We start from the raw sequence: 23,702 nt of genomic DNA on the forward strand, positions 1-23,702 counted from the left end.
CGTCCACCGTGGGAAGTTCGTGGGTCACGCCGCCTCCCGGAACAGATGGCCGCGGGGGCGGCCGAGCGCGGCAAGCGCCGCGTCGGCGGCGCTGGTGCCGCTGCGGACAGCGCCTTCCATGGTCGCGGGCCACCCGGTGGCGGTCCACGCGCCGGCCAGGTATAGGCCGGGGGCATTGGTGCGGGCCGTGGGCCGCAGTGCGCCGACGCCGGGGGTCGGCGCGAAGGTCGCCGTCCGCTCACGGGTGACGAAGAAGTCGTGGACCGTCGCGCCGCGCGCGGCGGGCAGCAGCCGCTCCAGCTCCGGCAGATAGCGCTCACGGAGGGCGGCGACGGGCGCGTCGATGTCGTCCTGCGCGGCCGACTGGGAGACGGCGAGGTACTGGGCGTCCGGCAGCGTGCGGGCGAGGCCCGAGGCGTCGGTGCGGTCGAAGACCCACTGGACGGGCGAGCCGAGCGCGGTGAAGAAGGGCTGCTTGAGGACCTTGCGGCCGTAGACGACGTGCAGGTTGAGGATGGGCGCGGTGCCGATGTCGAGCAGCCGTCCCGCGTCGTCGAGGGCGCCGCCGGGCAGCAGGTCGTGCGCCTCGCGCTGCGGCACGGCGAGCACGACGGCGTCGGCGGTGAGCACCTGCCCGGCCGCGTCCGGGCCCTCGGGAACCTCGACGGCCCAACGCCCGTTCTCCGTACGGGAGATGGAGGTGACGCGTGTACGGAGTTCGGTACGTACGCCCGCGGAGTCGAGCGCCTTGCGGGCGAGGGTGTCGTGGAGTTCACCGAGGGGCACCTTGGCCCACCCGATGTCGGCGGCGCCCGGTTCGGACAGCAGCCCGGTCTTGAACACCATGGCGGCGAGGCCCAGCGAGGAGTCCCCCGCCACCGCGTTCAGCGTCGCGACGCCGACGAGGTCCCACAGCGCCTCGACGGCCCGCTGCGACTGGCCGTGCTCGGCCAGCCAGGAGCCGAAGTCCCGCTTGTCGAGCGCCGGGTCGGCGGGGTCGAGGCCCTTGAGCGCGAGCGCGGCGCGGCCGACGTTGGCCCGCTCGGCGAGGCTCAGGTGCGGGTACGTGGCGAGGCTCTTGGCCAGGTGCAGCGGCACGGGCAGCGCGGTGCGCCGCAGCCGGCCGAGGCGGTTGCGCTCGGCGTCCAGGACGGGGACGTCGAGACGTTCCTGCAGGGGCGCGAGTGACGTGGCGTCGACGCGGTCGAGGAACCACCGGTAGGCGGAGCAGCAGCGCAGGTACACGTGCTGGCCGTTGTCGACGGTGAGGTCGCCGCGCTTGAAGGAGAACGCGAGGCCGCCGAGCCGGGGCCGCCCCTCGAGGAGGGTGACATCCATGCCGCCGTCGGCGAGGGCGAGCGCCGACGTGATCCCCGCGAGCCCACCGCCGACGACCACCGCGGTGGGCCGCGCGCGGTCCGCGGCGGCGTCCGCCTCCCGGCCGTCGGCCGCCGTGCTCCCGTCGCTCATGCGCCCTCCCCCGGGGTGGTGCCTTCGGTGGTGCGTACGGCCCGCGCGGGGCCGGGGTCGACGGGTGTGGCGAACACGCGACCGACCGTTGCATGCAGGGACGCGGCGCCCCCGCGGAGGGTTGCCCGCCGCTTGGTGTCCGCCGTGTCGGCCCGGCCCGCGATGTCCATCAGGCGCGCCTCCTGGTGGTGCCGCGGGCGGCGCCGCGCACGACGGTGCGGGTGTCCATGCCGGACAGGCCGCGCACTGCGACGTAGGCCTTCTCGCGGCCGGGCAGGGAGACGCGGCCGCGCAGCACGGCCTCGGGGTCGCGCTCGATGCGGTCGAGCAGACGGCGGTAGATGCCGGCCATGGCGGCGACGCAGGCGCCGGAGCGCCGGTCGAGCATGGGCAGCAGCCGGTAGCCCTCGGCGAAGAGGGCGCGGGCGCGGCGCACTTCGAAGTGGACGAGCCCGGCGAAGTCCGAGCCCGCCGGGGGCACGGGGCCGTGGAACCCGGCGGAGCAGCCGAACTTGGCGAGGTCGTCGGCGGGCAGGTAGGTGCGCCCGTCGGCGGCGTCCTCGCGAACGTCCCGCAGGATGTTGGTGAGCTGCAGCGCGAGCCCGAGCGTGTCCGCCAGCTCCGGCGCCCGGTCGACGCCGCGCGCCCCCGGCTCGGTGCCGAACACGCCGAGCGAGACCCGGCCGATGGCGCCCGCGACGCACCGGCAGTAGACCTTCAGGTCGTCCCAGGTCTCGTAGGTCTCGCCGCGCAGGTCCATCAGGACGCCGTCGATCAGCTCGTCGAGGGCGTCCAGCGGGATCGGGAAGCGGCTCGCGGCGTGGTCGAGGGCGACGGCCACCGGGTCGGTGTCGTCCTCCTCGACCTTGCCGTCGCGCACCCGGCCGAGCAGTGCCCGCGTCTCGTCGAGCCGGTGCGCCTTGATCTCGGGCTCCAGGCCGCCGTCGCCGATGTCGTCGACGCGGCGCGAGAACGCGTAGAGCGCCGACATGGCGCGCCGCTTCGCGGTCGGCAGCAGCCGGATCCCGTAGGCGAAGTTGCGGGCCTGCTGCCCGGTGACGGTCTCGCAGTAGCTGTATGCGGCGAGCACCGGCGCCGACACGGTCTGGTCTGACTCCACGGTTCTGCTCACCCCTCTCCTCGCAGAGTCGCTCCCACCTCGCGCAGCAATCGCGCCTTGGTGGGTTTGGGTGGTCCCGGAAGCACGTCGTACGAAGCGGCGGTGATCGCGTGGACCGCCGCTTTCCCCCCTGCGACGAACCCTGCCAGCAGCAGCTTCAGCCTGCCGTGGACGCTACCCACCAGGGGGGTGCCTTCATTCAGCAGCTTCAGGGCGCGTTCGGCCTCGTACGCGACCAGCGCGCGCACCGATGCGCCCGCGCTCGGGGCGGCGAGGTCGGTCTCCTCGACGTGGAACTTCTTCAGGTCTTCGGCGGGCAGGTAGACCCGGTCGCGCCCCAGGTCCTCGGCCACGTCCTGGAGGTGCTCGACGATCTGCAGGCCGGTGCAGACCGCGTCCGAGCGGCGGATGCGCTCGGGGGTCGCGGTGTCGGTGATCGCGAGGACGAGGCGGCCCACGGGGTTGGCGGACAGCTCGCAGTAGGCGAGCAGGTCGTCGTAGGTCTCGTAGCGCGTGACCAGCTGGTCCTGGCGGTTCGCGGCGATCAGGCCGAGGAACGGCTCGGGGGTCAGCGAGCGGCGCCGCACGGTGGGCCGCAGGGCCGTCAGGAGCGGGTGGCGCGGCTCGCCGTCGAAGACCCGGCGCAGGTCCTCCTCGAAGGCGTCGAGCATCGCGAGCCGGTCGTCCGCCCGATCGGGTGATACGCCGAGGAACCGGGCGTCCGCGCCGCCGGGGGCGAGGTCGCCGTCGCCGATGTCGTCGACCAGGCGCGCGAAGCCGTAGACGGCCATCAGGTCGTCGCGCCAGGCGCGCGGCAGGAAGAAGGGGGCCACCGGGAAGTTCTCCTCGGCGGCCTTGTCGAGTGTGGCGCTCACCGGGCTCGCGGTTCCGGGGCTCTCGGGGCGCACTCGGGGGCGCGGGCTCACCGGGTGCGGCCCACTTCCCCGAGGACGGCGAAAGCCCCGCGGAGCTGGAGAGTTTCCATAGCCATTGCCGTCACAACTCCCGTTCTACACTGCGGACCCAATACATCTCATTTCGGACACGCCGCCCGGCCGCCCGCACGGCCGCCCAACCCCGCAGGGGTCGGGATGTCGCGCCTTATCGCCCCACATGACGCGATTGGGGCCGGTACAGCTTACGTTGTACAACGCCCGCCCTCGCGTCGGGGTGTTCTGCGCATCACAACAACACACCGATTGGCGCCAAGATTCCTACAGGGCAAGGAAGTTGACCCGCCCTTGACCGTGATCGTGAATTAATTGGCCTATACAGGCATATTAGAGGCCCCACCGGACGGAAGCCGGTGGGGCCTCATATGACGTGGCTCAGGGGCAGGCGGTTACTTGCCCGTGAACTTCTCGTACTCCTTGAGTACCTCGGCGGTCGGACCGTCCATACGCAGTTCCCCGCGCTCCAGCCACAGGACGCGCTCGCAGGTGTCGCGGATGGACTTGTTGTTGTGGCTCACCAGGAAGACCGTGCCGGCCTCCTTGCGCAGCTCACGGATACGGGCCTCGGAGCGCTTCTGGAACTTGCGGTCGCCCGTGGCGAGCGCCTCGTCGATCATCAGCACGTCGTGGTCCTTGGCGGCCGCGATGGAGAACCGCAGGCGCGCGGCCATGCCGGACGAGTACGTCCGCATCGGCAGCGTGATGAAGTCGCCCTTCTCGTTGATCCCGGAGAAGTCGACGATCTCCTGGTAGCGCGACTTGATCTCCTCGCGGGACATGCCCATGGCGAGACCGCCGAGGATGACGTTGCGCTCGCCCGTGAGGTCGTTCATCAGCGCCGCGTTCACGCCGAGCAGCGAGGGCTGGCCGTTCGTGTAGACCTTGCCCTTCTCGGCGGGCAGCAGGCCTGCGATGGCCCGCAGCAGCGTCGACTTGCCCGAGCCGTTCGACCCGATGAGGCCGATGGCCTCGCCGCGGTACGAGGTGAAGGAGACGCCCTTGACGGCGTGCACCTTGCGCACGCCGCGCTCGTCGCCGCGCTTGACGATCCGGCTCAGCGCCGAGGTGGCGCTGCCCTTGCCGGTCTTCGCGCCGTTGACGCGGTACACGATGTGCAGCTCGTCGGCGATGACCGTGGGGACGTGCGCGTCGGTGGGGTTCTCGAGATCAGCCACGGCCGTACCGCTCCTCTGCCTTCCAGAAGTAGATGAAGCCCACGGCGCCGATCAGGACGGCCCAGCCGGCCGCGAAGGCCCACACGTGCGGCGGGAGGAATTCGGAGCCGTAGCCGTGTCCGCCCATGAAGGCGTAGCGGATCAGGTCCATGTAGATCGAGGCCGGGTTCCACTGCAGCACGTCCGTGAGCCAGCCGGGGGCGTTCTTGTCCGCGAGCATCGCGGGGATGCTGAACATGACGCCGGAGGCGTACATCCACGTGCGCATGACGAACGGCATCAGCTGCGCCAGGTCGGGCGTCTTGCTGCCCGCCCTGGCGAAGATCAGCGCGAGGCCCATGTTGAAGCCGAACTGGAGGACCAGGGCGGGGATCACCAGGAGCCAGCTGAACGCCGGGAGGACGCCGAACCCGAGCATGACGATGATCAGCACGATCATCGAGAACAGCAGCTGCTGAAGCTGCTGGAGGGCGAACGAGATCGGCAGCGAGGCCCGCGGGAAGTGCAGCGCCCTGACCAGGCCGAGGTTGCCGGAGATAGCCCGGACCCCCGCCATCACCGAGCTCTGCGTGAACGTGAACACGAACACGCCCGTCACCAGGAACGGCACGTAGATGTCGTGCGGGATGCCCTTACGGGCTCCCAGCAGCAGGCCGAAGATGAAGAAGTAGACCGCCGCGTTCAGCAGCGGCGTCGCCACCTGCCACAGCTGGCCGAGCTTGGCCTGGCTGTACTGGGCGGTCAGCTTCGCCTGCGAGAACGCGAGGATGAAGTGGCGCCGGCCCCACAGCTGCCGTACGTACTCGACCAGCCCCGGGCGGGCCCCGCTGACGGTCAAGCCGTACTTGGCGGCGAGCTCGCGCCGGGAGAGCCCGTCGTCGGGCGACGGGGTCGCGCTCACCGCGACTCCGGCGTCATGCGTTGTCTCACTCACAAGAGGAACTTTCGTCTTCAAATGCACGGCCTGCCGTCAGGCACGAGCTTGTCAGATGACAGGGGGTCGGCCCAGTCTGGTCAGCCGCCAAACCGTACGCCACTTCATGGGGCGCCGGGGCCCGCAAGGCGTCGTCCAGCCTTCCTTGAAACCGCCGAGCCAGGCCCGCAGCGCCGGGCCCGAGGGCCGGCGGGCCAGGGTGAGCAGCAGCCACACGCCCAGGTACACGGGCACCAGGAGTGCGGGCAGGTTGCGGCGGGCCAGCCAGACCCGGTTGCGGGCCACCATGCGGTGGTAGACCGCGTGCCGGGAGGGGGCCGTGGTGGGGTGGTGCAGCACCATGTCGGCGCGGTAGTCGATCATCCAGCCCGCGTCGAGGGCACGCCAGGCGAGGTCGGTCTCCTCGTGGGCGTAGAAGAACTCGGCGGGCAGCGGCCCGGCCTCGGCGATGACGCGCGTCCGCACGGCGTTGGCGCCGCCGAGGAACGTGGTCACGCGCGAGGAGCGCATCGGGTCGGCGGCGCGCAGCCGCGGCACGTGCCGGCGCTGGGTCTCGCCGGTGTCCGGGTCCGCGATGCGGAAGCTGACGATGCCGAGCCGCGGGTCGTCGGCGAAGGCCGCGCGGCACTTCTCGGCGGTGTCCGTCAGCGGCAGCAGCCCGTCGTCGTCCAGGAACATCAGGACGTCGACGTCGGAACCGGACGGACCGAACGCCTCGATGCCGACGTTGCGGCCGCCGGGGATGCCGAGGTTCTCGGGCAGCTCGACGGTGCGGACGCCCTCGGGGACGTCCGGGACCGGGGAGCCGTTGCCGACCACGACCACCTCGACCGGGTCGCCGTCCTGCTTGGCGACCGAGTCGAGGAGGGCGCGCAGCTCGGCCGGCCGGTTGCCCATGGTGATGACGACCGCGCCGACCTTGAGCCGCTGTGTGCCGCCGCTCACTTGAGCCTGCTCGAAGCGAGGATCGACACGAGGTGGAGCAGGGTCTGGAGGACCGCGATGCCCGCCAGGACGGCCACGCCCAGACGCGAGAAGAACAGGTCGCCCCTGATCTGGTCCACGACCGACAGGACCAGGATGAGCAGCGTCGCCTCGATGCCCAGGATGAGCCGGTGGAACTTCAGCATGGCCGCCGCCCTGCGGGCCATGGCCATGCCGGAGGAGCGCATCTCGGACGCGGACTCCTTGACCTGCTCCTTGCCGCCGGCCGCACGGGCCAGGCCCACGAGGTCCGTCTCGGCCTTGATCAGGATGGCGCCGAGCGCGGCGAGCGTGCCGAGGAAGGCCCACAGCCAGTCGATCCGGCCCGTGCCGAACAGGTCGGCGGCGCGCAGCCCGAAGCCGACCAGGACGGCGGCGTCGGTGAGGTACGCGCCGACGCGGTCCATCCACACGCCGGTCAGCGAGTACTGCCCCCGCCAGCGCGCGATCTCGCCGTCGACGCAGTCGAGCAGCAGGTACAGCTGCACCGCGACGACGCCGAGGACCGCGCCCCAGATGCCCGGCACGAGGAGCGCCGGGGCCGCGAGGACACCGCAGACGGTCATCAGGTAGGTCAGCTGGTTGGGCGAGACCTTGGTGTTCACCAGATGGCGGTCCACGCGCAGCGAGACCTCGCGCATGTAGAGCCGGCCCATCCAGTGCTCACCGCTCCTGCGGTCCTTCACCCCGGCGGGGTGAACGACCGGGCGGAGTTCAGCTACCGATGGCTTTTGCATAGTCGGCGTAGGCGTCCCTGATCTGATCGGTGGAGAGGTCGAGGTGCTCGAGGATCGTGTAGCGGCCCGGACGGGTCTGCGGAGCGAACTCCACGACCTTGACGAACTCGTCCACGGTGAAGCCGATCTCCTCGGGCAGCACCGGCAGTCCGTGCCGGCGCAGCACCTCGGCCATGTACGCGGACTGGTCGCGGGCACCGCGCAGGTGCATCGCGAACGCCGCGCCCAGGCCGCACTGCTCGCCGTGGCTGGCGGCGCGCTTGGGGAAGAGGAGGTCGAAGGCGTGGTTGATCTCGTGGCAGGCGCCGGAGGCGGGCCGCGAGTCGCCGGAGACCGACATGGCGATACCGGTGAGCACCAGGCCCTCGGCGAGCACCTGGAGGAAGTCGTCGTCGCCGACGCCGCCGGGGTGCCGCAGGACCGCCTCGCCCGCCTGGCGGGCCATGGCGGCGGCCAGTCCGTCGATGTCCTCGCCGCGCTCGCGGGCGCCCAGCTCCCAGTCCGCGACCGCGGAGATGTTGGAGAGGGCGTCGCCGATGCCGGAGCGCACGAAGCGCACCGGGGCCTCGCGGATGATGTCGAGGTCGATGACGACGCCGATCGGGTTCGGCACACCGTAGGAGCCGCGGCCCGCGTCGTTGTCGAGGGTCGCGACGGGCGAGCACAGGCCGTCGTGCGACAGGTTCGTCGCGACGGCGACCAGCGGCACGCCGACGCGCGCGGCCGCGAACTTGGCGCAGTCGATGATCTTGCCGCCGCCGAGGCCGACGATCGCGTCGTAGCGGCCCGCCTTCTTCACGTCGTCGGCGAGCTTGATCGCGTCGTCGATGGTGCCGCCGCCGACCTCGAACCACTCGGCGCGGGGCAGCGAGGGCTCCAGGCGGGCCCGCAGGGCGGCGCCCGAACCACCGCTGATCGCGATGGCCAGGCGCCCCGTGGACGACGAGATCCTCTGGTCGGCGAGGACCTTGGCCAGGTCGTCGAGCGCTCCCGGCCGAATGTCGACGACGACCGGCGAGGGGATGAGTCTCGTCAGTACTGGCACGCGATCTCCCGCCCCTTGGCCAGGTCGTCGTGGTTGTCGATCTCGACCCACGGAACGTCGCCGATGGGCGCGACGTCGACCTTGAAGCCGCGGTTCACGAGCTCCTGGTAGCCGTCCTCGTAGTACAGCTGCGGGTCGCGCTCGTAGGTGGCCTTCAGGGCGTCGGCCAGCTCGTCGGCGGCCTCGCCCTCGATGAGGGTGACGCCGATGTACTCGCCGGTGGCCTCGGACGGGTCCATCAGCTTCGTGATCTTCTGGACTCCCTTGTCGGGGTCCACGACGACCTTCATCTCCTCGTCGCCCAGGTCCTTGACCGTGTCGAGCGCGAGGATGATCTTCTTGCCGTCACCGCGGGCGGCGAGCAGCGTCTTCTCGACGGAGACCGGGTGCACGGTGTCGCCGTTGGCGAGGATGACCGAGTGCTTCATGGCGTCACGGCCGCACCACAGGGAGTAGGCGTTGTTCCACTTCTCGGCCACGTCGTTCTCGATGAGCGTGAGCTTCAGCCCGTACTTCGCCTCGAGCGCGGCCTGGCGCTCGTAGACGACCTCCTTGCGGTAGCCGACGATGATGCCGACCTCGGTGAGACCGATCTCCGCGAAGTTCTTCAGCGTGAGGTCGAGTACGGAGAGCTCGTTCTCGGTCCCCTCGCCCACGACGGGCACGAGCGCCTTGGGAAGCGTCTCGGTGTAGGGACGGAGCCGGCTGCCGGCGCCGGCGGCCAGGACGAGGCCGATCATGCGGGTTCTCCTTCATCGTGTACGGCGGGCTCTCCGCGACGAGCGGAGAGGACCCAGAAGCGGATGCTCTCGACGAGCACCACGAGTGCCACGGCCACGGCGAACACCGTGAGCGCAGTGGCGAAATCTGTGGGGGTGAGCAGCGCGGCCAGGACCGTGACCACCAGGGTCCGGCCTTCGTGCCCGCCGATCGTCCGCACCAGCCAGTGCGGGGGCGCCCCGGCGTTGCCGCGAATGCGGTACACCGTGTCGTAGTGATGGTAGGCGACCGCCGACACCAGGCCGAAAGCCGCGGGCAGGGCGCCCTGTACGTCCGCGCGGGCGGCGAGGACGAGGACCGTGAGGTACTCCCCGGCCCGGAAGATCGGGGGGACGAGCCAGTCGAGGGCGCCCTTGAGGGGGCGGGAGACCGCAAGGCCCGACGTGACGCAGTAGACGGCGGCGGCCACGATCGGCCAGGCGCCGCCGAACTCCGTGAGGCCGCTCACGGCGACGACCGCCGCGGCTCCGACGGCGGCGACCACGGGGGCGGCCGTCGTCCTGAGGGGCTTTCCGATCAGTTCGGCGATCGGGCCGGAGTCGGCGAGGTCGCGCAGCGCCTGCGCGGCGCGGTCGGTGCGCCGCGCCTTGCGGGTCAGCGAGCGCAGGACGCGGCCCGCGGTCGTGTAGCAGGCGGCGAGCGCGCAGCCGATGAGCAGCATGTAGAAGGTGATGCGCGGCGTGGTCAGCGCGGTGAACAGGGCGATCAGCGCCCAGCGTTCACCGATCGGCAGCACTATCATCCGGCGCGCCCAGACGGTCCAGCCGACGGAGTCGAGCTTCCCGGACAGGGACGCGGTGGGGCTGGTGTTGGCCTCGGCGTCGTGGTTCGCCTCGTTGAACGAGAAGTCGATCACGTGCCGACCGGTCTGCAGCACCATCGCGCCGAGCGCCAGCGCCCATACGTCGTCGCCGCTCGCGTTGGCGGCGCCGAGCGCGAGGCCCGCGTAGTACGCGTACTCCTTGGCGCGGTCGAACGTGGCGTCCAGCCAGGCGCCCATCGTCGAGTACTGCAGCGAGTAGCGGGCCAACTGCCCGTCGGTGCAGTCCAGGACGAAGGAGGCGAGCAGCAGGACGCCCGCCGCGACGAACCCGACGCGCGTGCCGGTGGCCGCGCAGCCCGCCGCGACGAGCGAGACGAGCAGCGACGCGGTGGTGACCTGGTTCGGGGTCAGGCCCCGGCGCGCGCACCAGCGCGCGATGTACCGGGAGTACGGGCTGATGCAGTAGGTGGTGAAGAAGCCGTCGCGCGCCTTGACCGCCGTGCGCAGGCGGATCGCCTCGTCGTCGACGGAGGCGACGGCCTGCCGGGCCTCGTTGCGGCCCTGCGGGTCGGTGGGGACCGCGGCGACCAGCTCGCCGAGCTCGGGGCGGTGCACGTCGGTGCCGTCCGCCTCCAGGCTCTTGGCCACGACGTCCGGGTCGACGCCGGTGCGCGCGACCGCGCGGGTCAGCGCCTGCCGGGCGGCGGGCTGCGCGGTCATCGCGCCGGGGATCGCCGACGCGGGAAAGCGCGGATCGGTCAGGCCGAGGCGCAGCGCGTGGACATGGCCCACGAAGCCCGCGTCGACGACCGCGACCCGCTGGTCGCCGGGGACGCCGGCGAGCGCCGCTTCGGCGTCCGCGGGGTCCGGGGCGAGCCGCACGTCGAAGCCCAGCTCCCGCAGGTCGCCCTCCAGGGGCGATCCGGGGACCGGCGATCCGGTGACGATGGCGGTCGACAGACGAACTCACTCCTTGGGTGCCGACACAGAGGTGCGCCGGGCTCATGCATGGTGGGACACCCGGCGCGATACGCGGCCGGGCGGCATGTCGGCAGAGGCTATCGGATGGCGCAACCGGGTGTTCGCTGCCCGTTTACCGACCGATTGGCCCCTGTCTCATGCGGTCCGCGCTGGGCCGACCGCGCGCTCATCATTGACGATCAAGTACGCGCGCCACAAACCAGGGGTGGCCTCGCCGCGTAACCGGGGGTAGCCCCCTTCGGTCATAGGGTGGTGCGCCATGACGTGGCTGATCACCGGCGGAGCCGGATACATCGGGGCCCATGTGGCACGGACCATGACGGATGCGGGCGAGCGGGTCGTCGTCCTCGACAACGTGACCTCGGGGGTGCCCTCGCGGCTGCCCGGGTCGATCCCGCTGGTGCGCGGCTCGGCGCTGGACACCGACCTGGTGGCGCGGGTGTGCGCGGAGCACGGGGTCACGGGGGTCGTGCACCTCGCCGCGCACAAGCAGGTCGGCGAGTCCGTGGAGAAGCCCGAGCTGTACTACCGGGACAACGTCGGCGGGCTGGCCGCGCTCCTGGAGACGGTCGCGGCGGCGGGCGTGCGCCGCTTCGTGTTCTCGTCGTCGGCCGCGGTGTACGGCAACCCGGACATCCCCGTGACGGATCTCATCACCGAGGCGACGCCCGCCGAGCCGGTGAACCCGTACGGCGAGACGAAGCTCGCGGGCGAGTGGCTGGTGCGGGCGACCGGTCGGGCGCACGGCATGGCGACGGTCTGCCTGCGCTACTTCAACGTGGCCGGCGCCGCCGAGCCCGAGCTCGCGGACATCGGCGTCTACAACGTGATCCCGATGGTCTTCGACCGGCTCACGCGCGGCGAGGCCCCGCGGATCTTCGGCGACGACTACCCGACCACCGACGGCACCTGCGTACGTGACTACATTCACGTCGCCGACCTCGCCGAGGCGCACCTGGCCGCCGCCCGCCGGATCTCCGCGCCGGGCGCGGGCGGCGACCTCACGCTCAACATCGGCACCGGGCTCGGCGCCTCGGTGCGCGAGCTGATCGACGTGATCGCGGACGTGTCGGGGAACCGCACCCCCGCGATCGTCGAGCCGCGCCGTCCCGGCGACGCCCCGCGCGCGGTCGGCTCCTCCGCGCTCGCCGAGCGGGAGCTCGGCTGGAAGGCGCAGCGCGGCGTGCGCGAGATGGTCGAGTCGGCCTGGGCCGGCTGGTGCCTGCGGCACCCCGAGGCCGCCGGCAAGTGATCGCTCCGGCGCTCTGACCTGCGTACACGCTCCTCAGCGTTTACGCAGGTCAGGGCACATGACAACGGTGTTCACCGCCATGTTTGCAGATACCCCCTACCCGTAGTTCACTGTGATCGTCGCCCCCGACCAGGGCGGCGGGTTCGCCGCATCGAATCGATACGTCGACACATCGATACAGAGGGGGTTTCGATGGGACTCGGGCACGATCACGACCACGGGCACCGTCACGGGCCGACGACCGGGACGGCCGCGGCCGCGCACCGGGGACGGCTGCGCATCGCGCTGACGATCACGCTGACCGTGATGGTGGTGGAGATCGTCGGCGGCATCGTCGCCGACTCGCTCGCCCTCATCGCCGACGCCGCCCACATGGCGACCGACGCGCTCGGCCTCGCGATGGCCCTGATCGCGATCCACTTCGCCAACCGCCCGGCCAGCGACCAGCGCACCTTCGGCTACGCACGGGCCGAGATCCTCGCCGCGCTCGCCAACTGCCTGCTGCTGCTCGGCGTCGGCGGCTACGTCCTGTACGAGGCGATCGAGCGGTTCATCGAGCCGGCCGAGACGGCGGGCGGGCAGACGATCGTCTTCGGCCTGATCGGCCTGGTCGCGAACATGATCTCGCTCTCCCTCCTGGTGAAGGGCCAGCAGGAGAGCCTGAACGTGCGCGGCGCCTTCCTGGAGGTGGCCGCCGACGCGCTCGGCTCGCTCGCGGTGCTCGTCTCGGCCGCGATCATCCTGACCACGGGCTGGCAGCCCGCCGACCCGATCGCCTCGCTCGTCATCGGCCTCATGATCGTGCCGCGCACGGTGAAGCTGCTGCGCGAGACGTTGAACGTGCTGCTCGAATCGGCCCCCAAGGGCGTCGACATGGCCGAGGTCAGGTCGCACATACTGGCGCTGCCCGGCGTCGAGGACGTGCACGACCTGCACGCCTGGACGATCACCTCGGGCATGCCGGTGCTCTCGGCGCACGTCGTCGTCAGCACGGACATGCTCGGCTCGATCGGCCACGAGAAGATGCTGCACGAACTGCAGGGCTGCCTCGGCGACCACTTCGACGTGGAGCACTGCACGTTCCAGCTGGAGCCGACGGGCCACGCGGAGCACGAGGCGCGCCTGTGCCACTGACCGCATCGACGCGTCCCACGGACGGGTGGCATCCGCGTCCCGAGACCGCGGCCGACCGGGCGGCCGTGCACGCCGTCAACGCCGCCGCCTTCCCCACCGCCGCCGAGGCCGACCTCGTCGACGCCCTGCGCGCCGACCCCGGTGCGTGGCTGGAGGGACTGTCGTACGTCGCCGAGGCCCCGGACGGCACCGTCGCCGCGCACGCGCTGATCACCCGCTGCACGGTGGACGGCGCGCCGGCCGCGGCGCTCGCGCCCTGCGCGGTGCTGCCGCGCTACCAGCGCACGGGGGCCGGTTCGGCCGTCGTGCGCGCGGTGCTGGAGGCGGCACGCGCGCGTGGGGAGCGCATCGTGCTGGTGCTCGGGCATCCGGAGTACTACCCGAGGTTCGGTTTCGTGCCCGCCTCGCGGTACGGCATCCGGCCCGGTTTCGACGTGCCGGACGAGGCGATGATGGTGCTCGTTCTGGATGAACAGGACGATTCCGGGCAGCTCCCGCGGGGCACGATCACTTACCCGGCCGCATTCGGCGTCTGACCGGCGCCTACGGTTGTCCCGCCCGGCCGCGGCGCCGGGCGGGACTTGCGGGACGCCGACAGCGCGGGGGCTGTCCGTCCCGTACGGCAGACTTGGTTCGAGGACCGAAACGAAGGATGGGTATGCCGATCACACCTGCCCCCACGGCGAACGTCTCGTCGAGCGGCACCGGAGAAGCGATCTTGCTGGAGCTCGTCGACGAGGACGGCAGGACGATCGGCACCGAGGAGAAGCTCGCGGCGCACCAGCCGCCCGGCCAGTTGCACAGAGCCTTTTCGGTCTTCCTCTTCGACGAGAAGGGGCGGCTGCTGCTCCAGCAGCGGGCGCTCGGCAAGTACCACTCCCCCGGCGTCTGGTCGAACACCTGCTGCGGCCACCCGTACCCCGGCGAGGCGCCGTTCGCGGCGGCCGCCCGGCGCACCTTCGAGGAGCTGGGCGTCTCGCCGTCGCTGATGGCCGAGGCTGGCACGGTGCGCTACAACCACCCGGACCCGGAGTCGGGCCTGGTGGAGCAGGAGTACAACCATCTCTTCGTGGGCCTCGTGCAGGCCACGCTCGCGCCGGACCCGGAGGAGGTCGGGGCGACCGCGTTCGTGACGGCCGACGAGCTGGCCGCGCGGCACGCCGAGGACCCGTTCTCCGCGTGGTTCATGACGGTCCTCGACGCCGCGCGCCCCGCGGTCAAGGAGCTGACGGGCCAGGCGGCGGGCTGGTAGCGGTCTCGGGCTTGAGGGGCAGGGCGGCCCAGATCACCTTGCCCCCGCTCGCCGTGTTGGCGACGTCACAGACGCCGCCGGCCTCCGCGGTGATCTCGCGCACCAGCAGCAGTCCGCGGCCGCCGGTCTGGCCGCTGGTGGCCTCGAGCGCCGTGGGCTTGTAGGGGTGCGAGTCCTCCACGGACACGCGCACCCACTCGGGCCCGACGGCGACCTCCACGGCGAGCATCGGCGAGACGACGGCGGCGTGCTTCACCGCGTTCGTGACGAGTTCGGAGACGATCACGAGCAGCCCGTGCACCAGGTCGTCCGGGGCGGGCACGCCCTGCCGGGTGAGGAGTTCGCGCACCGCGCGCCGGGCCTGCGGAACCGAGGCGTCGACCGCCTGCGTCGTGAATCGCCAGACCCCCTCGTACGGGAGCGGCCCGTCCGCGGGACGTTCAGGGGGCGCTCCCCCGCTGCCCTGAGGACATGGGCGGGATCCCCACCCGTGGTCGCTCATTGTCAGGTCGCCGCCCTTGCGCTCGATTGTCACCACGCTTCGAGTGTTGGGAATCACGTGCTCCCGGCCGCCGGACTGACCAGAAGTCAGCGGGTATCGACGCAATTTGATCGACGCTGGCCGACCAGGCCATCCAAACGATCATTCCCGCCCCCATTGCGCCCGACTTACACCTTCTTCAGCTTGTTCGACGAACCGCCCGACACACCGATCCGGCCAGCAGCCCGGCTAGCATCCGCCCCATGTCCTCCCTGTCCTCGCCGCAGCTCACCCACGCCGTCGCCGACGGCGTCGCCACCGTGGTCATCGACCACCCGGCCAAGCGCAACGCCATGACCGATGCCATGTGGGCGTCCCTGCCCCCGCTCCTGGAGGGGCTCGCGGCCGATCCGGAGGTACGGGTCCTGGTGCTCACGGGGGCCGGCGACACGTTCTGCGCCGGTGCCGACATATCGACTCTGGGCGAGGGCGCGGCACAGGGCCTCGCGGTCGCGGCGGAGGACGCGCTCGCCGCCTTCCCCAAGCCGACGCTCGCCGTGGTGCGCGGGTACTGCGTGGGCGGCGGATGCCAGTTGGCGGCGGCCTGCGATCTGCGCTTCGCCGCCGACGGCGCGCGCTTCGGGGTGACCCCGGCCAAGCTCGGCATCGTCTACCCGGCCTCCTCCACGCGCCGCCTCGCCGCGCTCGTCGGCCCGGCGACCGCCAAGTACCTGCTGTTCTCGGCCGAATTGATCGACAGCGGACGGGCGCTGCGCACCGGGCTCGTCGACGAGGTGCTGCCCGAGGCCGATCTCGGCGAGCGGGTCGCCGGGTTCACCCGCACCCTCGCCGCCCGCTCCCAGCTGACGCAGGCCGCGGCGAAGGAGTTCGTGGCGGGCCGCACGGACCGCGACGCGCACTGGGCCGAGCAGGCGCGCGCGGGCGGCGACACGGCGGAGGGCGTCGCGGCGTTCCTGGAGCGGCGCGCCCCGCGGTTCGAGTGGACCGCGGGCGGCTGAGCCTCAGCCGGCCGGCGGAACCTGGTCACCTCGCCCTCCGGGTACGGGCACTGCCCCTCGTACCGACTGGTCGGTAACGTACGGGCATGACTTCAGACCCCCGCCTGCGCGCAGCCCGCCACTGTCACAACGTGATCAACCCGTTCCACTCGACGCACTACTTCTCGCCCGACCTGGGCAAGGAGCTGGCCGCCGTCGGCGTGAAGGACGCCAGTGCCGCCTACCTCGCGGCGCGGTCCGCGCCCATGGGAGCCGTCGGGGCCGGGACCGTGACCGCCACGTTCTACAACTTCAAGCACGAGCTGGTGGCCCGGCACGTGCCGGCCGTGTGGGAGGCCGCGTCCCCGGAGACCGTGCTCGCCGCACGCGCGCGTGCCGTCGACTCCACGCTGCGCCGCCTGCTCGGCGAGGAGGCGCTCGCCTCCGACGAGATGGCCGAGGCCGCCGAGCTGGCCCTGCGCGCCACCGAGGCCTGCACGCGCCACGCCCGCCCCCTGTACGCCGCCCACGCCGACCTCGACGTCCCCGAGGCGCCGCACATGGCGTACTGGCACGCCGCGACGCTGCTGCGCGAGCACCGCGGCGACGGACACATCGCGGCGCTCCTCGGCGCCGAACTCGACCCGGTGGAGGCCCTCGTGAGCCACGTCGCCACCGGCAAGGGCATGGCCCCGAAGTGGCTGCTGGCCACGCGCGGCTGGGACCGGGCCGAGTACGACGCGGCCGCCGAGCGGCTTCGCGCGCGTGGACTGCTCACCGCCGACGAGGAGTTGACGCTCACCGAGGCGGGCGCGACGCTGCGCGCCGAGATCGAGCACCGCACCGACCGGCTCGACCGCGCCCCCTACGAGCACCTCGGCGAGCCGGGCGTCGCCCGGCTGACCGAGCTGGCGACGAAGTTCGTCGGTGCGGCGCTCGGCAACGGCGCCTTCCCCGCGGATCTGATCGGCAAGGCCGCCTGAGGTCTGAGAAGCGCGACGCGCGGTACTCGTGTGTCCCGGCCGCCCTCATCGCGGCCGGGACACACGAGAGGAGAAAGCCTATGTTCCGCGCCATCGCCGACATTCTGCGCCAGATCGGCGGCGCCATCGCCACCGTCGTGACCTTGCCGTTCCGGGTGCTCGCCCGGCTGTTCGGCGGCGCCTCGCGGTCCGGCCGCGCGCACCGTGCCTGACCTCCCTGATCCCCGAGTGTCGGTGCCACCTGCCACAATTGCGGCGCAACCTCAGTCGACATAGGCGGTACGGGATCGTGGCGACACCCACAGTTGGCACCACTGCTGGATCCGGGCTCGGATCCATCGAGAGCAGGATTGCCGAGGAACTAGGCGTACGGGAGCGGCAGGTGAAGGCCGCGGTCGAGCTGCTCGACGGCGGCTCGACCGTGCCCTTCATCGCCCGCTACCGCAAGGAGGCGACGGAGTCCCTCGACGATGCCCAGCTGCGCACCCTGGAGGAGCGGCTGCGGTACCTGCGCGAGCTGGAGGAGCGGCGCACCGCCGTCCTCGACTCGGTGCGCGAGCAGGGCAAGCTGACCGGGGAGCTGGAGGCGCAGATCCGCGCCGCCGACACCAAGGCGCGCCTGGAGGACATCTACCTGCCCTTCAAGCCGAAGCGGCGCACCAAGGCGCAGATCGCGCGCGAGGCGGGGCTCGAGCCGCTGGCGGAGGGGCTGCTCGGCGACCCGTCGGTGGAGCCGCAGGCTGCCGCCGCCGCGTTCGTGGACGCCGAGAAGGGCGTCGCCGACGCGCAGGCCGCGCTCGACGGGGCCCGCGCGATCCTCACGGAGCGCTTCTCCGAGGACGCCGACCTCATCGGCGAGCTGCGCGAGCGCATGTGGGGGCGCGGCCGGCTCGCGGCGAAGGTCAAGTCCGGCAAGGAGGAGGCGGGCGCCAAGTTCGCCGACTACTTCGACTTCGCGGAGCCCTTCACCGACCTGCCCTCGCACCGTGTCCTCGCGATGCTGCGCGGCGAGAAGGAGGACGTGCTGGAGCTCGTCCTGGAGCCTGAGGAGCCGGCCGCCGAGGCCGACGCCTCGGCCCCCTCCTCGTACGAGCCGATCATCGCCGACCGGTTCGGGGTCGCCAACCAGGGCCGTCCGGGCGACAAGTGGCTTCAGGACACGGTCCGTTGGGCCTGGCGTACGCGCATCCTGGTGCACCTCGGCCTCGACCTGCGCACCCGGCTGCGCACGGCCGCCGAGGACGAGGCGGTCAAGGTCTTCGCGGCGAACCTGCGGGACCTGCTGCTCGCCGCCCCGGCCGGCACGCGCGCGACGCTGGGGCTCGACCCCGGCTTCCGTACGGGCGTGAAGGTCGCCGTCGTGGACGCCACCGGCAAGGTCGTCGCCACCGACGTCATCCACCCGCACGTCCCGGCCAACCGCTGGGACGAGGCGATCGCCAAGCTGGCGAAGCTCTCCAAGGAGCACGCGGTCGACCTGGTCGCGATCGGCAACGGCACGGCGTCCCGCGAGACCGACAAGCTCGCCGGTGAACTCATCTCCAAGCACCCGGAGTTGAAGCTCACCAAGGTGATGGTGAGCGAGGCGGGTGCCTCCGTGTACTCGGCGTCGGCCTTCGCCTCGCAGGAGCTGCCCGACATGGACGTGTCGCTGCGCGGCGCCGTCTCCATCGCGCGCCGCCTCCAGGACCCGCTCGCCGAGCTGGTGAAGATCGACCCGAAGTCGATCGGTGTCGGCCAGTACCAGCACGACCTGTCCGAGGTGAAGCTCTCGCGCTCCCTGGACGCGGTCGTCGAGGACTGTGTGAACGGCGTCGGCGTGGACGTGAACACGGCCTCCGCGCCGCTCCTCGCGCGCGTGTCCGGCATCGGCGCGGGCCTCGCGGAGAACATCGTGACGCACCGCGACTCGAACGGCCCGTTCACCAACCGCAAGGGCCTCAAGGACGTGGCGCGGCTCGGCCCGAAGGCGTACGAGCAGTGCGCGGGCTTCCTGCGGATCCGCGGCGGCGACGACCCGCTGGACGCGTCGTCGGTGCACCCGGAGGCGTACCCGGTGGTGCGCCGGATGGCGAAGTCGACGGGCGGCGAGGTCGCCTCGCTCGTCGGTGACGCGGGGGCGCTGCGCTCGCTGAAGCCGGCCGACTACGTGGACGACACGTTCGGTCTGCCGACAGTCACCGACATCCTGAAGGAGCTGGAGAAGCCGGGGCGCGACCCGCGGCCGGCCTTCAAGACGGCCTCGTTCAAGGAGGGCGTCGAGAAGATCTCCGACCTGGAGCCGGGGATGATCCTGGAGGGCGTCGTCACCAACGTGGCCGCCTTCGGGGCGTTCATCGACATCGGCGTGCACCAGGACGGGCTCGCGCACGTGTCGGCGTTGTCCCGTACGTTCGTCAAGGACCCGCGGGACGTGGTCAAGCCCGGCGACATCGTCAAGGTGAAGGTCCTCGACGTCGACGTGCCGCGCAAGCGGATCTCGCTGACGCTGCGGCTCGACGACGAGAAGGCCTCCGGCGGGAACGGCGGGCGTGGTGAGCGCGGCGCCCGTGGGGATCGCGGCGAGCGCGGCGGGGACCGTGGCGGCGACCGCAAGCCGCCCAGGCAGTCCCGGCAGGGCAGCGGCGCCCGTGGTGGTTCCGGTGGCGGAAAGGGCGGCGGCAAGGGCCGGCCCGCTCCCGCGCCGGCCAACTCCGCGATGGCCGACGCGCTGCGCAAGGCGGGCCTGGCCTAAAGGCCGATGTCAGCGGGGAACCGAGCGCCTGCCGTGAGCGGGCGCCCGGTTCCCCGCAGCCGTTTCACCGCGTTTCAGACCTCGGTCACCTTGCCGTCGGCCACCTCGAGGCGGCGCGTCGTGTGCACCGCGTCCAGCATCCTGCGGTCGTGCGTGACCAGGAGGAGCGTGCCTTCGTAGCTCGCCAGCGCCGACTCCAGCTGCTCGATCGCCGGGAGGTCGAGGTGGTTGGTCGGCTCGTCGAGGACCAGCAGGTTGACGCCTCTGCCCTGGAGGAGGGCGAGGGCGGCGCGGGTGCGCTCGCCCGGTGAGAGCGTCGCCGCCGGGCGCAGCACGTGGTCCGCCTTCAGGCCGAACTTGGCGAGCAGCGTGCGGACGTCGGCGGGTTCCATGGCGGGGACGGCCGCCCCGAACGCCTCCAGGAGCGCTTCCGGTCCGTGGAACAGGGCGCGGGCCTGGTCGACCTCGCCGACCACCACGCCCGAGCCGAGCGTCGCGTGGCCGGAGTCCAGGGGGATGCGGCCGAGCAGCGCGGCGAGCAGGGTCGACTTTCCCGAGCCGTTCGCCCCGGTGATCGCCACCCGGTCCGCCCAGTCGATCTGCACCGTGGCCGGGCCGAAGTAGAATTCCCCGCGCTGGAGTCGGGCGTCGCGCAGGGCGGCCACGACCGCGCCGGACCGGGGCGCCGACGCGATCTCCATGCGCAGCTCCCACTCCTTGCGGGGCTCGTCCACCACGTCGAGGCGCTCGATCATCTTCTGCGTCTGCCGGGCCTTCGCGGCCTGCTTCTCGCTCGCCTCGCTGCGGAACTTGCGGCCGATCTTGTCGTTGTCGGTGGCCTTGCGCCGCGCGTTCTTGACGCCCTTGTCCATCCAGGTGCGCTGCGTCTGGGCGCGGCCCTCCAGGGCCGACTTCTTGTCGGCGTACTCCTCGTACTCCTCGCGCGCGTGGCGGCGCGCGACCTCGCGTTCCTCCAGGTAGGCGGCGTAGCCGCCGCCGTAGAGGTTGATCTGCTGCTGGGCGAGGTCGAGTTCGAGGACCTTGGTGACGGTGCGGGTGAGGAACTCGCGGTCGTGGCTGACGACGACGGTGCCGGCGCGCAGGCCCCGTACGAAGGTCTCCAGGCGCTCCAGGCCGTCCAGGTCGAGGTCGTTGGTCGGCTCGTCGAGGAGGAACACGTCGTAGCGGGACAGGAGGAGGGAGGCCAGGCCCGCGCGGGCCGCCTGGCCGCCCGACAGGGACGTCATCGCCTGGTCGAGGCCGACGGTCAGGCCGAGTTGATCCGCGACGTCCTCCGCGCGCTCGTCCAGGTCGGCGCCGCCCAGGTTCAGCCAGCGCTCCAGGGTCGTGGAGTACGCGTCGTCGGCGCCGGGCGCCCCGTCCACCAGGCCCTGGGTGGCCTCGTCCATGGCGCGCTGGGCCTCGGTGACGCCGGTGCGGCGGGCCAGGAACTCGCGGATCGTCTCGCCGGGGCGGCGGTCCGGCTCCTGCGGGAGATGGCCGACGGTGGCGGTCGGCGGGGAGAGCCGTGCCTCTCCGTCCTCGGGGGTGGTGAGGCCCGCGAGGAGGCGCAGGAGCGTGGACTTTCCGGCTCCGTTGGCTCCGACGAGTCCGATGACGTCGCCGGGGGCGACGACGAGGTCGAGACCGGTGAAGAGGGTGCGGTCGCCGTGACCCGCGGCGAGGTTCTTGGCTACGAGCGTTGCAGTCATCAGGCCGTTGATCCTAGCCGGGGTCCCCGCACCGTGCCGTGGTCGGCGCCCGTCGATCCGTTGCGCGGCACCGGGGTGCCGCCTTGCCCACCCTGCCGCCCAAGGCGGCAGATTGCCCAAGGCGACGGCGGCACCGGACGGTCAACGTTCCATGCGGGTGGTCAAAACGCTGCCTGTTGTGCGGGCTACCAGGAAGGATGGGCCCTTCATGGTCTTGGGGGGTAGGGGGATGCGGTGGCGGCCAGCTTCCAGGAGGTCGTCGAAGACCTCGTGGGTGTGGGCGCGGTAGAGGCGGTCGAGGCGGTACGACGTGATGCGGACGTGGCACGTGGAAGTGACCTCCACGCCCGCCTCGCCGTCCGCCGCGACCAGCCGGGTCAGCCGGCGCCGGTCCGGTGGGCTGGGGTCCAGGGCGCTCTCGATCTGGGCGACGAGGAGCGGGATGATCGGCGCGAAACCGTCCACGTACTCGACGTCGGCGCCGGCCCGCACGAACTCCCGCCGCACCGCGTCCCGTTCCGCCTCCTCCACCGCACGGCCGAAGGCCACCACCGCATACGTACGCAACTCCTCGGGCGGCACCCCGGTCGCGTCGTGCGTGATGTCCGCGCCGACGCCGATGGTGCGCAGCGCCGCCGCGAGCCGGGCGAGGAGAGCGACGCGGGCGCCGATCAGGAGCACCTTGCGGCGCGGCGGCACCTGCGGCCCCTCCCCGTCCAGCAGGTGGCCGAGCACTTCCCGGTACTCGGCGGCGCGGAAGCGGAACGGGCCGATGCCGTGGTAGCCGTCTCGCTCCAGGTCGACCCGGTCGTCGGTCTGCCAGGCGAAGTCCCGCCAGACATAGGCACCCTCCCCCACCCGCTCGATGAACGCCGTCACCGCCCCGCACTCGATGCCCTCGCACTCCGGGCACCCGTAGATCACACAGCGGCCGTCGGGAAGCGGCGGCTCCGCCTCCAGGAGCAGGCGCCGCACGTGGTGCGCGAAGATCGCGGGCGGGATGTCGGCGGCGAGCGGTGAGACGGCGTCCAGGTCGGAGAGCTGGAAGAGCAGCGGGCGGCCGTCGACGATGAAGTCCACGAAGTCCCGGTGGACCTGGAAGTCACCGTCCGCGAGTACCGCACCGGCGCGCGTGGCCGGTGCCAGGCCGAAGGTCGCGTAGTCGTCGGCAGACATGATGCGAGTATTCCCACCCCGCACCCTCCGTGAGCCCGGCATGCCGCATTCCGTTAGCGTCCAGGGATGATCAGTGACAGCGGCAGTGAAGTGATCGTGGTCGGCGGCGGTGTCATCGGCATGACGACCGCCCTGGAACTCGCGCGGCGCGGGCGCCCGGTGCGCGTGTGGTCGCGGGACGTCGCCGAGCGGACGACGTCGGCGGTCGCGGGCGGCCTGTGGTGGCCGTACCGGATCGATCCGGTCGAGAAGGTGGGCAGGTGGTCGCTGCGCTCGCTGAGGCGGTACGAGGAGTGGGCGGCGCGCCCGGAGGAGACCGGGGTGCGCATGGTCGACGGCGTGCACGGCGACTCGCGGCTCGACGGGCTCGGCGCGTGGGCCGGTGAGGTGGCGGGCCTGCGCGACACCCCGCAGGGCCTTGCGGCGCGCCTCCCGCTGATCGACATGCCGGCTCATCTGGGGTGGCTGCGCGGCGAGTTGGACGCGGCCGGCATCACGGTGGAGGCGCGTGCCGTGACCTCCTTCGACGAAGCTCTGGACGCCGCGCCGACCGTCGTGAACTGCACGGGACTCGCGGCGCGCGAACTCGTACCGGACGACTCCGTGCGCCCGGTGCGCGGTCAGCTGGTGATCGTGGAGAACCCCGGCGTCGACACGTGGTTCACCACCGTCGAGCCCTCGTCCGCCGCCACGACGTACTTCCTGCCGCAGCCGGGCCGGCTGCTGCTCGGCGGCACCGCGCAGGACGACGCCTGGTCCCTCGAACCGGACCCGGCGACCGCAGAGGACATCGTGCGGCGCTGCGCCGAGGTGCGCCCGGAGATCGCGGGCGCGCGGATCATCGACCACCGGGTGGGCCTGCGTCCGGCGCGCCCCGCGGTGCGGATCGAGCGGGAGGTCGGGGACTCCGGCCGGGTGCTGGTGCACAACTACGGGCACGGCGGCGCGGGGGTGACCGTGGCGTGGGGCTGCGCGGAGGAGGCGGCCGGGCTGGTCGAGGCGGGGTGAGCGGACACGGGTGGGGGCGTGGCCCCTGTC

The 23,702-nt window shown here is 72.1% G+C and carries 23 protein-coding genes; 9 read left to right on the forward strand and 14 right to left on the reverse strand.

Annotation, left to right across the window (positions count from 1 at the left end; genetic code table 11):
• Window positions 1-24 precede the first annotated feature (24 nt).
• From hpnE to ACY34M_RS18935, 11 genes are all read right to left on the reverse strand, one after another.
• Complete coding sequence (gene hpnE, locus ACY34M_RS18885) at window positions 25-1,470, reverse strand: hydroxysqualene dehydroxylase HpnE (protein WP_462720365.1); 1,446 nt, start codon at window positions 1,468-1,470, stop codon at window positions 25-27.
• Window positions 1,467-1,640 (reverse strand): DUF6380 family protein, encoded by a 174-nt coding sequence (locus ACY34M_RS18890; RefSeq protein WP_462720366.1) that lies wholly within the window; start codon window positions 1,638-1,640, stop codon window positions 1,467-1,469. Before ACY34M_RS18890 ends, hpnE begins: the two co-directional genes overlap by 4 nt.
• On the reverse strand, window positions 1,640-2,602 hold the full coding sequence (gene hpnD / locus ACY34M_RS18895) for a presqualene diphosphate synthase HpnD (protein WP_462720367.1): 963 nt from the start codon (window positions 2,600-2,602) through the stop codon (window positions 1,640-1,642). The genes ACY34M_RS18890 and hpnD overlap by 1 nt, the downstream gene beginning before the upstream one ends.
• Window positions 2,599-3,498, reverse strand: coding sequence for a squalene synthase HpnC (gene hpnC, locus ACY34M_RS18900; protein ID WP_462720439.1), 900 nt, complete (start codon window positions 3,496-3,498; stop codon window positions 2,599-2,601). Before hpnC ends, hpnD begins: the two co-directional genes overlap by 4 nt.
• Before the next feature lie 434 nt (window positions 3,499-3,932).
• Window positions 3,933-4,718 carry an ABC transporter ATP-binding protein gene (locus tag ACY34M_RS18905; protein ID WP_462720368.1) on the reverse strand — a complete coding sequence of 262 codons (786 nt, stop codon included), beginning with the start codon at window positions 4,716-4,718 and terminating at the stop codon, window positions 3,933-3,935.
• Entirely contained in the window at window positions 4,711-5,652 is a 942-nt protein-coding gene (locus ACY34M_RS18910; protein WP_462720369.1) for an ABC transporter permease, read from the reverse strand. Before ACY34M_RS18910 ends, ACY34M_RS18905 begins: the two co-directional genes overlap by 8 nt.
• Window positions 5,653-5,703: 51 nt before the next feature.
• Window positions 5,704-6,549: a glycosyltransferase family 2 protein gene (locus ACY34M_RS18915; RefSeq protein WP_462720440.1), complete on the reverse strand. Its 846-nt coding sequence runs from the start codon at window positions 6,547-6,549 to the stop codon at window positions 5,704-5,706.
• A 44-nt stretch (window positions 6,550-6,593) separates the two neighbouring features.
• Complete coding sequence (locus ACY34M_RS18920; RefSeq protein WP_462720370.1) at window positions 6,594-7,373, reverse strand: CDP-alcohol phosphatidyltransferase family protein; 780 nt, start codon at window positions 7,371-7,373, stop codon at window positions 6,594-6,596.
• On the reverse strand, window positions 7,351-8,418 hold the full coding sequence (locus ACY34M_RS18925; RefSeq protein ID WP_462720371.1) for an iron-containing alcohol dehydrogenase family protein: 1,068 nt from the start codon (window positions 8,416-8,418) through the stop codon (window positions 7,351-7,353). Before ACY34M_RS18925 ends, ACY34M_RS18920 begins: the two co-directional genes overlap by 23 nt.
• Complete coding sequence (locus ACY34M_RS18930) at window positions 8,406-9,158, reverse strand: phosphocholine cytidylyltransferase family protein (RefSeq protein ID WP_462720372.1); 753 nt, start codon at window positions 9,156-9,158, stop codon at window positions 8,406-8,408. The genes ACY34M_RS18925 and ACY34M_RS18930 overlap by 13 nt, the downstream gene beginning before the upstream one ends.
• Window positions 9,155-10,921: a DUF5941 domain-containing protein gene (locus tag ACY34M_RS18935; RefSeq protein ID WP_462720441.1), complete on the reverse strand. Its 1,767-nt coding sequence runs from the start codon at window positions 10,919-10,921 to the stop codon at window positions 9,155-9,157. The genes ACY34M_RS18930 and ACY34M_RS18935 overlap by 4 nt, the downstream gene beginning before the upstream one ends.
• 280 nt (window positions 10,922-11,201) lie before the next feature.
• Between ACY34M_RS18935 and galE the strand changes: the two genes are divergently transcribed.
• From galE to idi, 4 genes are all read left to right on the forward strand, one after another.
• The gene (galE, locus tag ACY34M_RS18940; protein WP_462720373.1) at window positions 11,202-12,194 is read left to right on the forward strand and encodes a UDP-glucose 4-epimerase GalE; all 993 of its coding nucleotides are present in this window, start codon (window positions 11,202-11,204) and stop codon (window positions 12,192-12,194) included.
• A gap of 192 nt (window positions 12,195-12,386) precedes the next feature.
• Window positions 12,387-13,328, forward strand: a complete 942-nt coding sequence (locus tag ACY34M_RS18945) for a cation diffusion facilitator family transporter (protein WP_462720374.1) — start codon at window positions 12,387-12,389, stop codon at window positions 13,326-13,328.
• Window positions 13,319-13,864 carry a GNAT family N-acetyltransferase gene (locus ACY34M_RS18950; protein WP_462720375.1) on the forward strand — a complete coding sequence of 182 codons (546 nt, stop codon included), beginning with the start codon at window positions 13,319-13,321 and terminating at the stop codon, window positions 13,862-13,864. The genes ACY34M_RS18945 and ACY34M_RS18950 overlap by 10 nt, the downstream gene beginning before the upstream one ends.
• Before the next feature lie 122 nt (window positions 13,865-13,986).
• Window positions 13,987-14,580, forward strand: coding sequence for an isopentenyl-diphosphate Delta-isomerase (idi, locus tag ACY34M_RS18955; protein ID WP_462720376.1), 594 nt, complete (start codon window positions 13,987-13,989; stop codon window positions 14,578-14,580).
• On the opposite strand, the gene ACY34M_RS18960 is transcribed toward idi, so the two are convergent.
• Window positions 14,546-15,082 carry an ATP-binding protein gene (locus tag ACY34M_RS18960; RefSeq protein WP_462720442.1) on the reverse strand — a complete coding sequence of 179 codons (537 nt, stop codon included), beginning with the start codon at window positions 15,080-15,082 and terminating at the stop codon, window positions 14,546-14,548. The two genes, idi and ACY34M_RS18960, sit on opposite strands and share 35 nt — an antisense overlap.
• 242 nt (window positions 15,083-15,324) lie before the next feature.
• On the opposite strand from ACY34M_RS18960, the gene ACY34M_RS18965 reads away from it, so the two are divergent.
• The 4 genes from ACY34M_RS18965 to ACY34M_RS18980 all read left to right on the forward strand — a co-directional run bounded on the left by ACY34M_RS18965 (window position 15,325) and on the right by ACY34M_RS18980 (window position 19,776).
• The gene (locus tag ACY34M_RS18965; protein WP_462720377.1) at window positions 15,325-16,080 is read left to right on the forward strand and encodes an enoyl-CoA hydratase/isomerase family protein; all 756 of its coding nucleotides are present in this window, start codon (window positions 15,325-15,327) and stop codon (window positions 16,078-16,080) included.
• Window positions 16,081-16,166: 86 nt separating this feature from the next.
• Window positions 16,167-17,042 carry an SCO6745 family protein gene (locus ACY34M_RS18970; RefSeq protein WP_462720378.1) on the forward strand — a complete coding sequence of 292 codons (876 nt, stop codon included), beginning with the start codon at window positions 16,167-16,169 and terminating at the stop codon, window positions 17,040-17,042.
• A gap of 80 nt (window positions 17,043-17,122) precedes the next feature.
• The gene (locus ACY34M_RS18975; protein WP_462720379.1) at window positions 17,123-17,254 is read left to right on the forward strand and encodes an LPFR motif small protein; all 132 of its coding nucleotides are present in this window, start codon (window positions 17,123-17,125) and stop codon (window positions 17,252-17,254) included.
• A gap of 77 nt (window positions 17,255-17,331) precedes the next feature.
• Complete coding sequence (locus ACY34M_RS18980; RefSeq protein WP_462720380.1) at window positions 17,332-19,776, forward strand: Tex family protein; 2,445 nt, start codon at window positions 17,332-17,334, stop codon at window positions 19,774-19,776.
• A 74-nt stretch (window positions 19,777-19,850) separates the two neighbouring features.
• Here ACY34M_RS18980 and ACY34M_RS18985 read toward each other — a convergent pair whose 3' ends face one another.
• Together ACY34M_RS18985 and ACY34M_RS18990 are read right to left on the reverse strand one after the other, a co-directional pair.
• Window positions 19,851-21,488, reverse strand: coding sequence for an ABC-F family ATP-binding cassette domain-containing protein (locus ACY34M_RS18985; RefSeq protein WP_462720381.1), 1,638 nt, complete (start codon window positions 21,486-21,488; stop codon window positions 19,851-19,853).
• Window positions 21,489-21,629: 141 nt separating this feature from the next.
• The gene (locus tag ACY34M_RS18990; protein WP_462720382.1) at window positions 21,630-22,664 is read right to left on the reverse strand and encodes an oxidoreductase; all 1,035 of its coding nucleotides are present in this window, start codon (window positions 22,662-22,664) and stop codon (window positions 21,630-21,632) included.
• 66 nt (window positions 22,665-22,730) lie between these two features.
• Between ACY34M_RS18990 and ACY34M_RS18995 the strand changes: the two genes are divergently transcribed.
• Window positions 22,731-23,672, forward strand: a complete 942-nt coding sequence (locus ACY34M_RS18995; protein WP_462720383.1) for an NAD(P)/FAD-dependent oxidoreductase — start codon at window positions 22,731-22,733, stop codon at window positions 23,670-23,672.
• The last annotated feature ends 30 nt before the right edge of the window (window positions 23,673-23,702 follow it).

It is taken from the genome of Streptomyces sp. EDA2-14 (genome assembly GCF_054963755.1).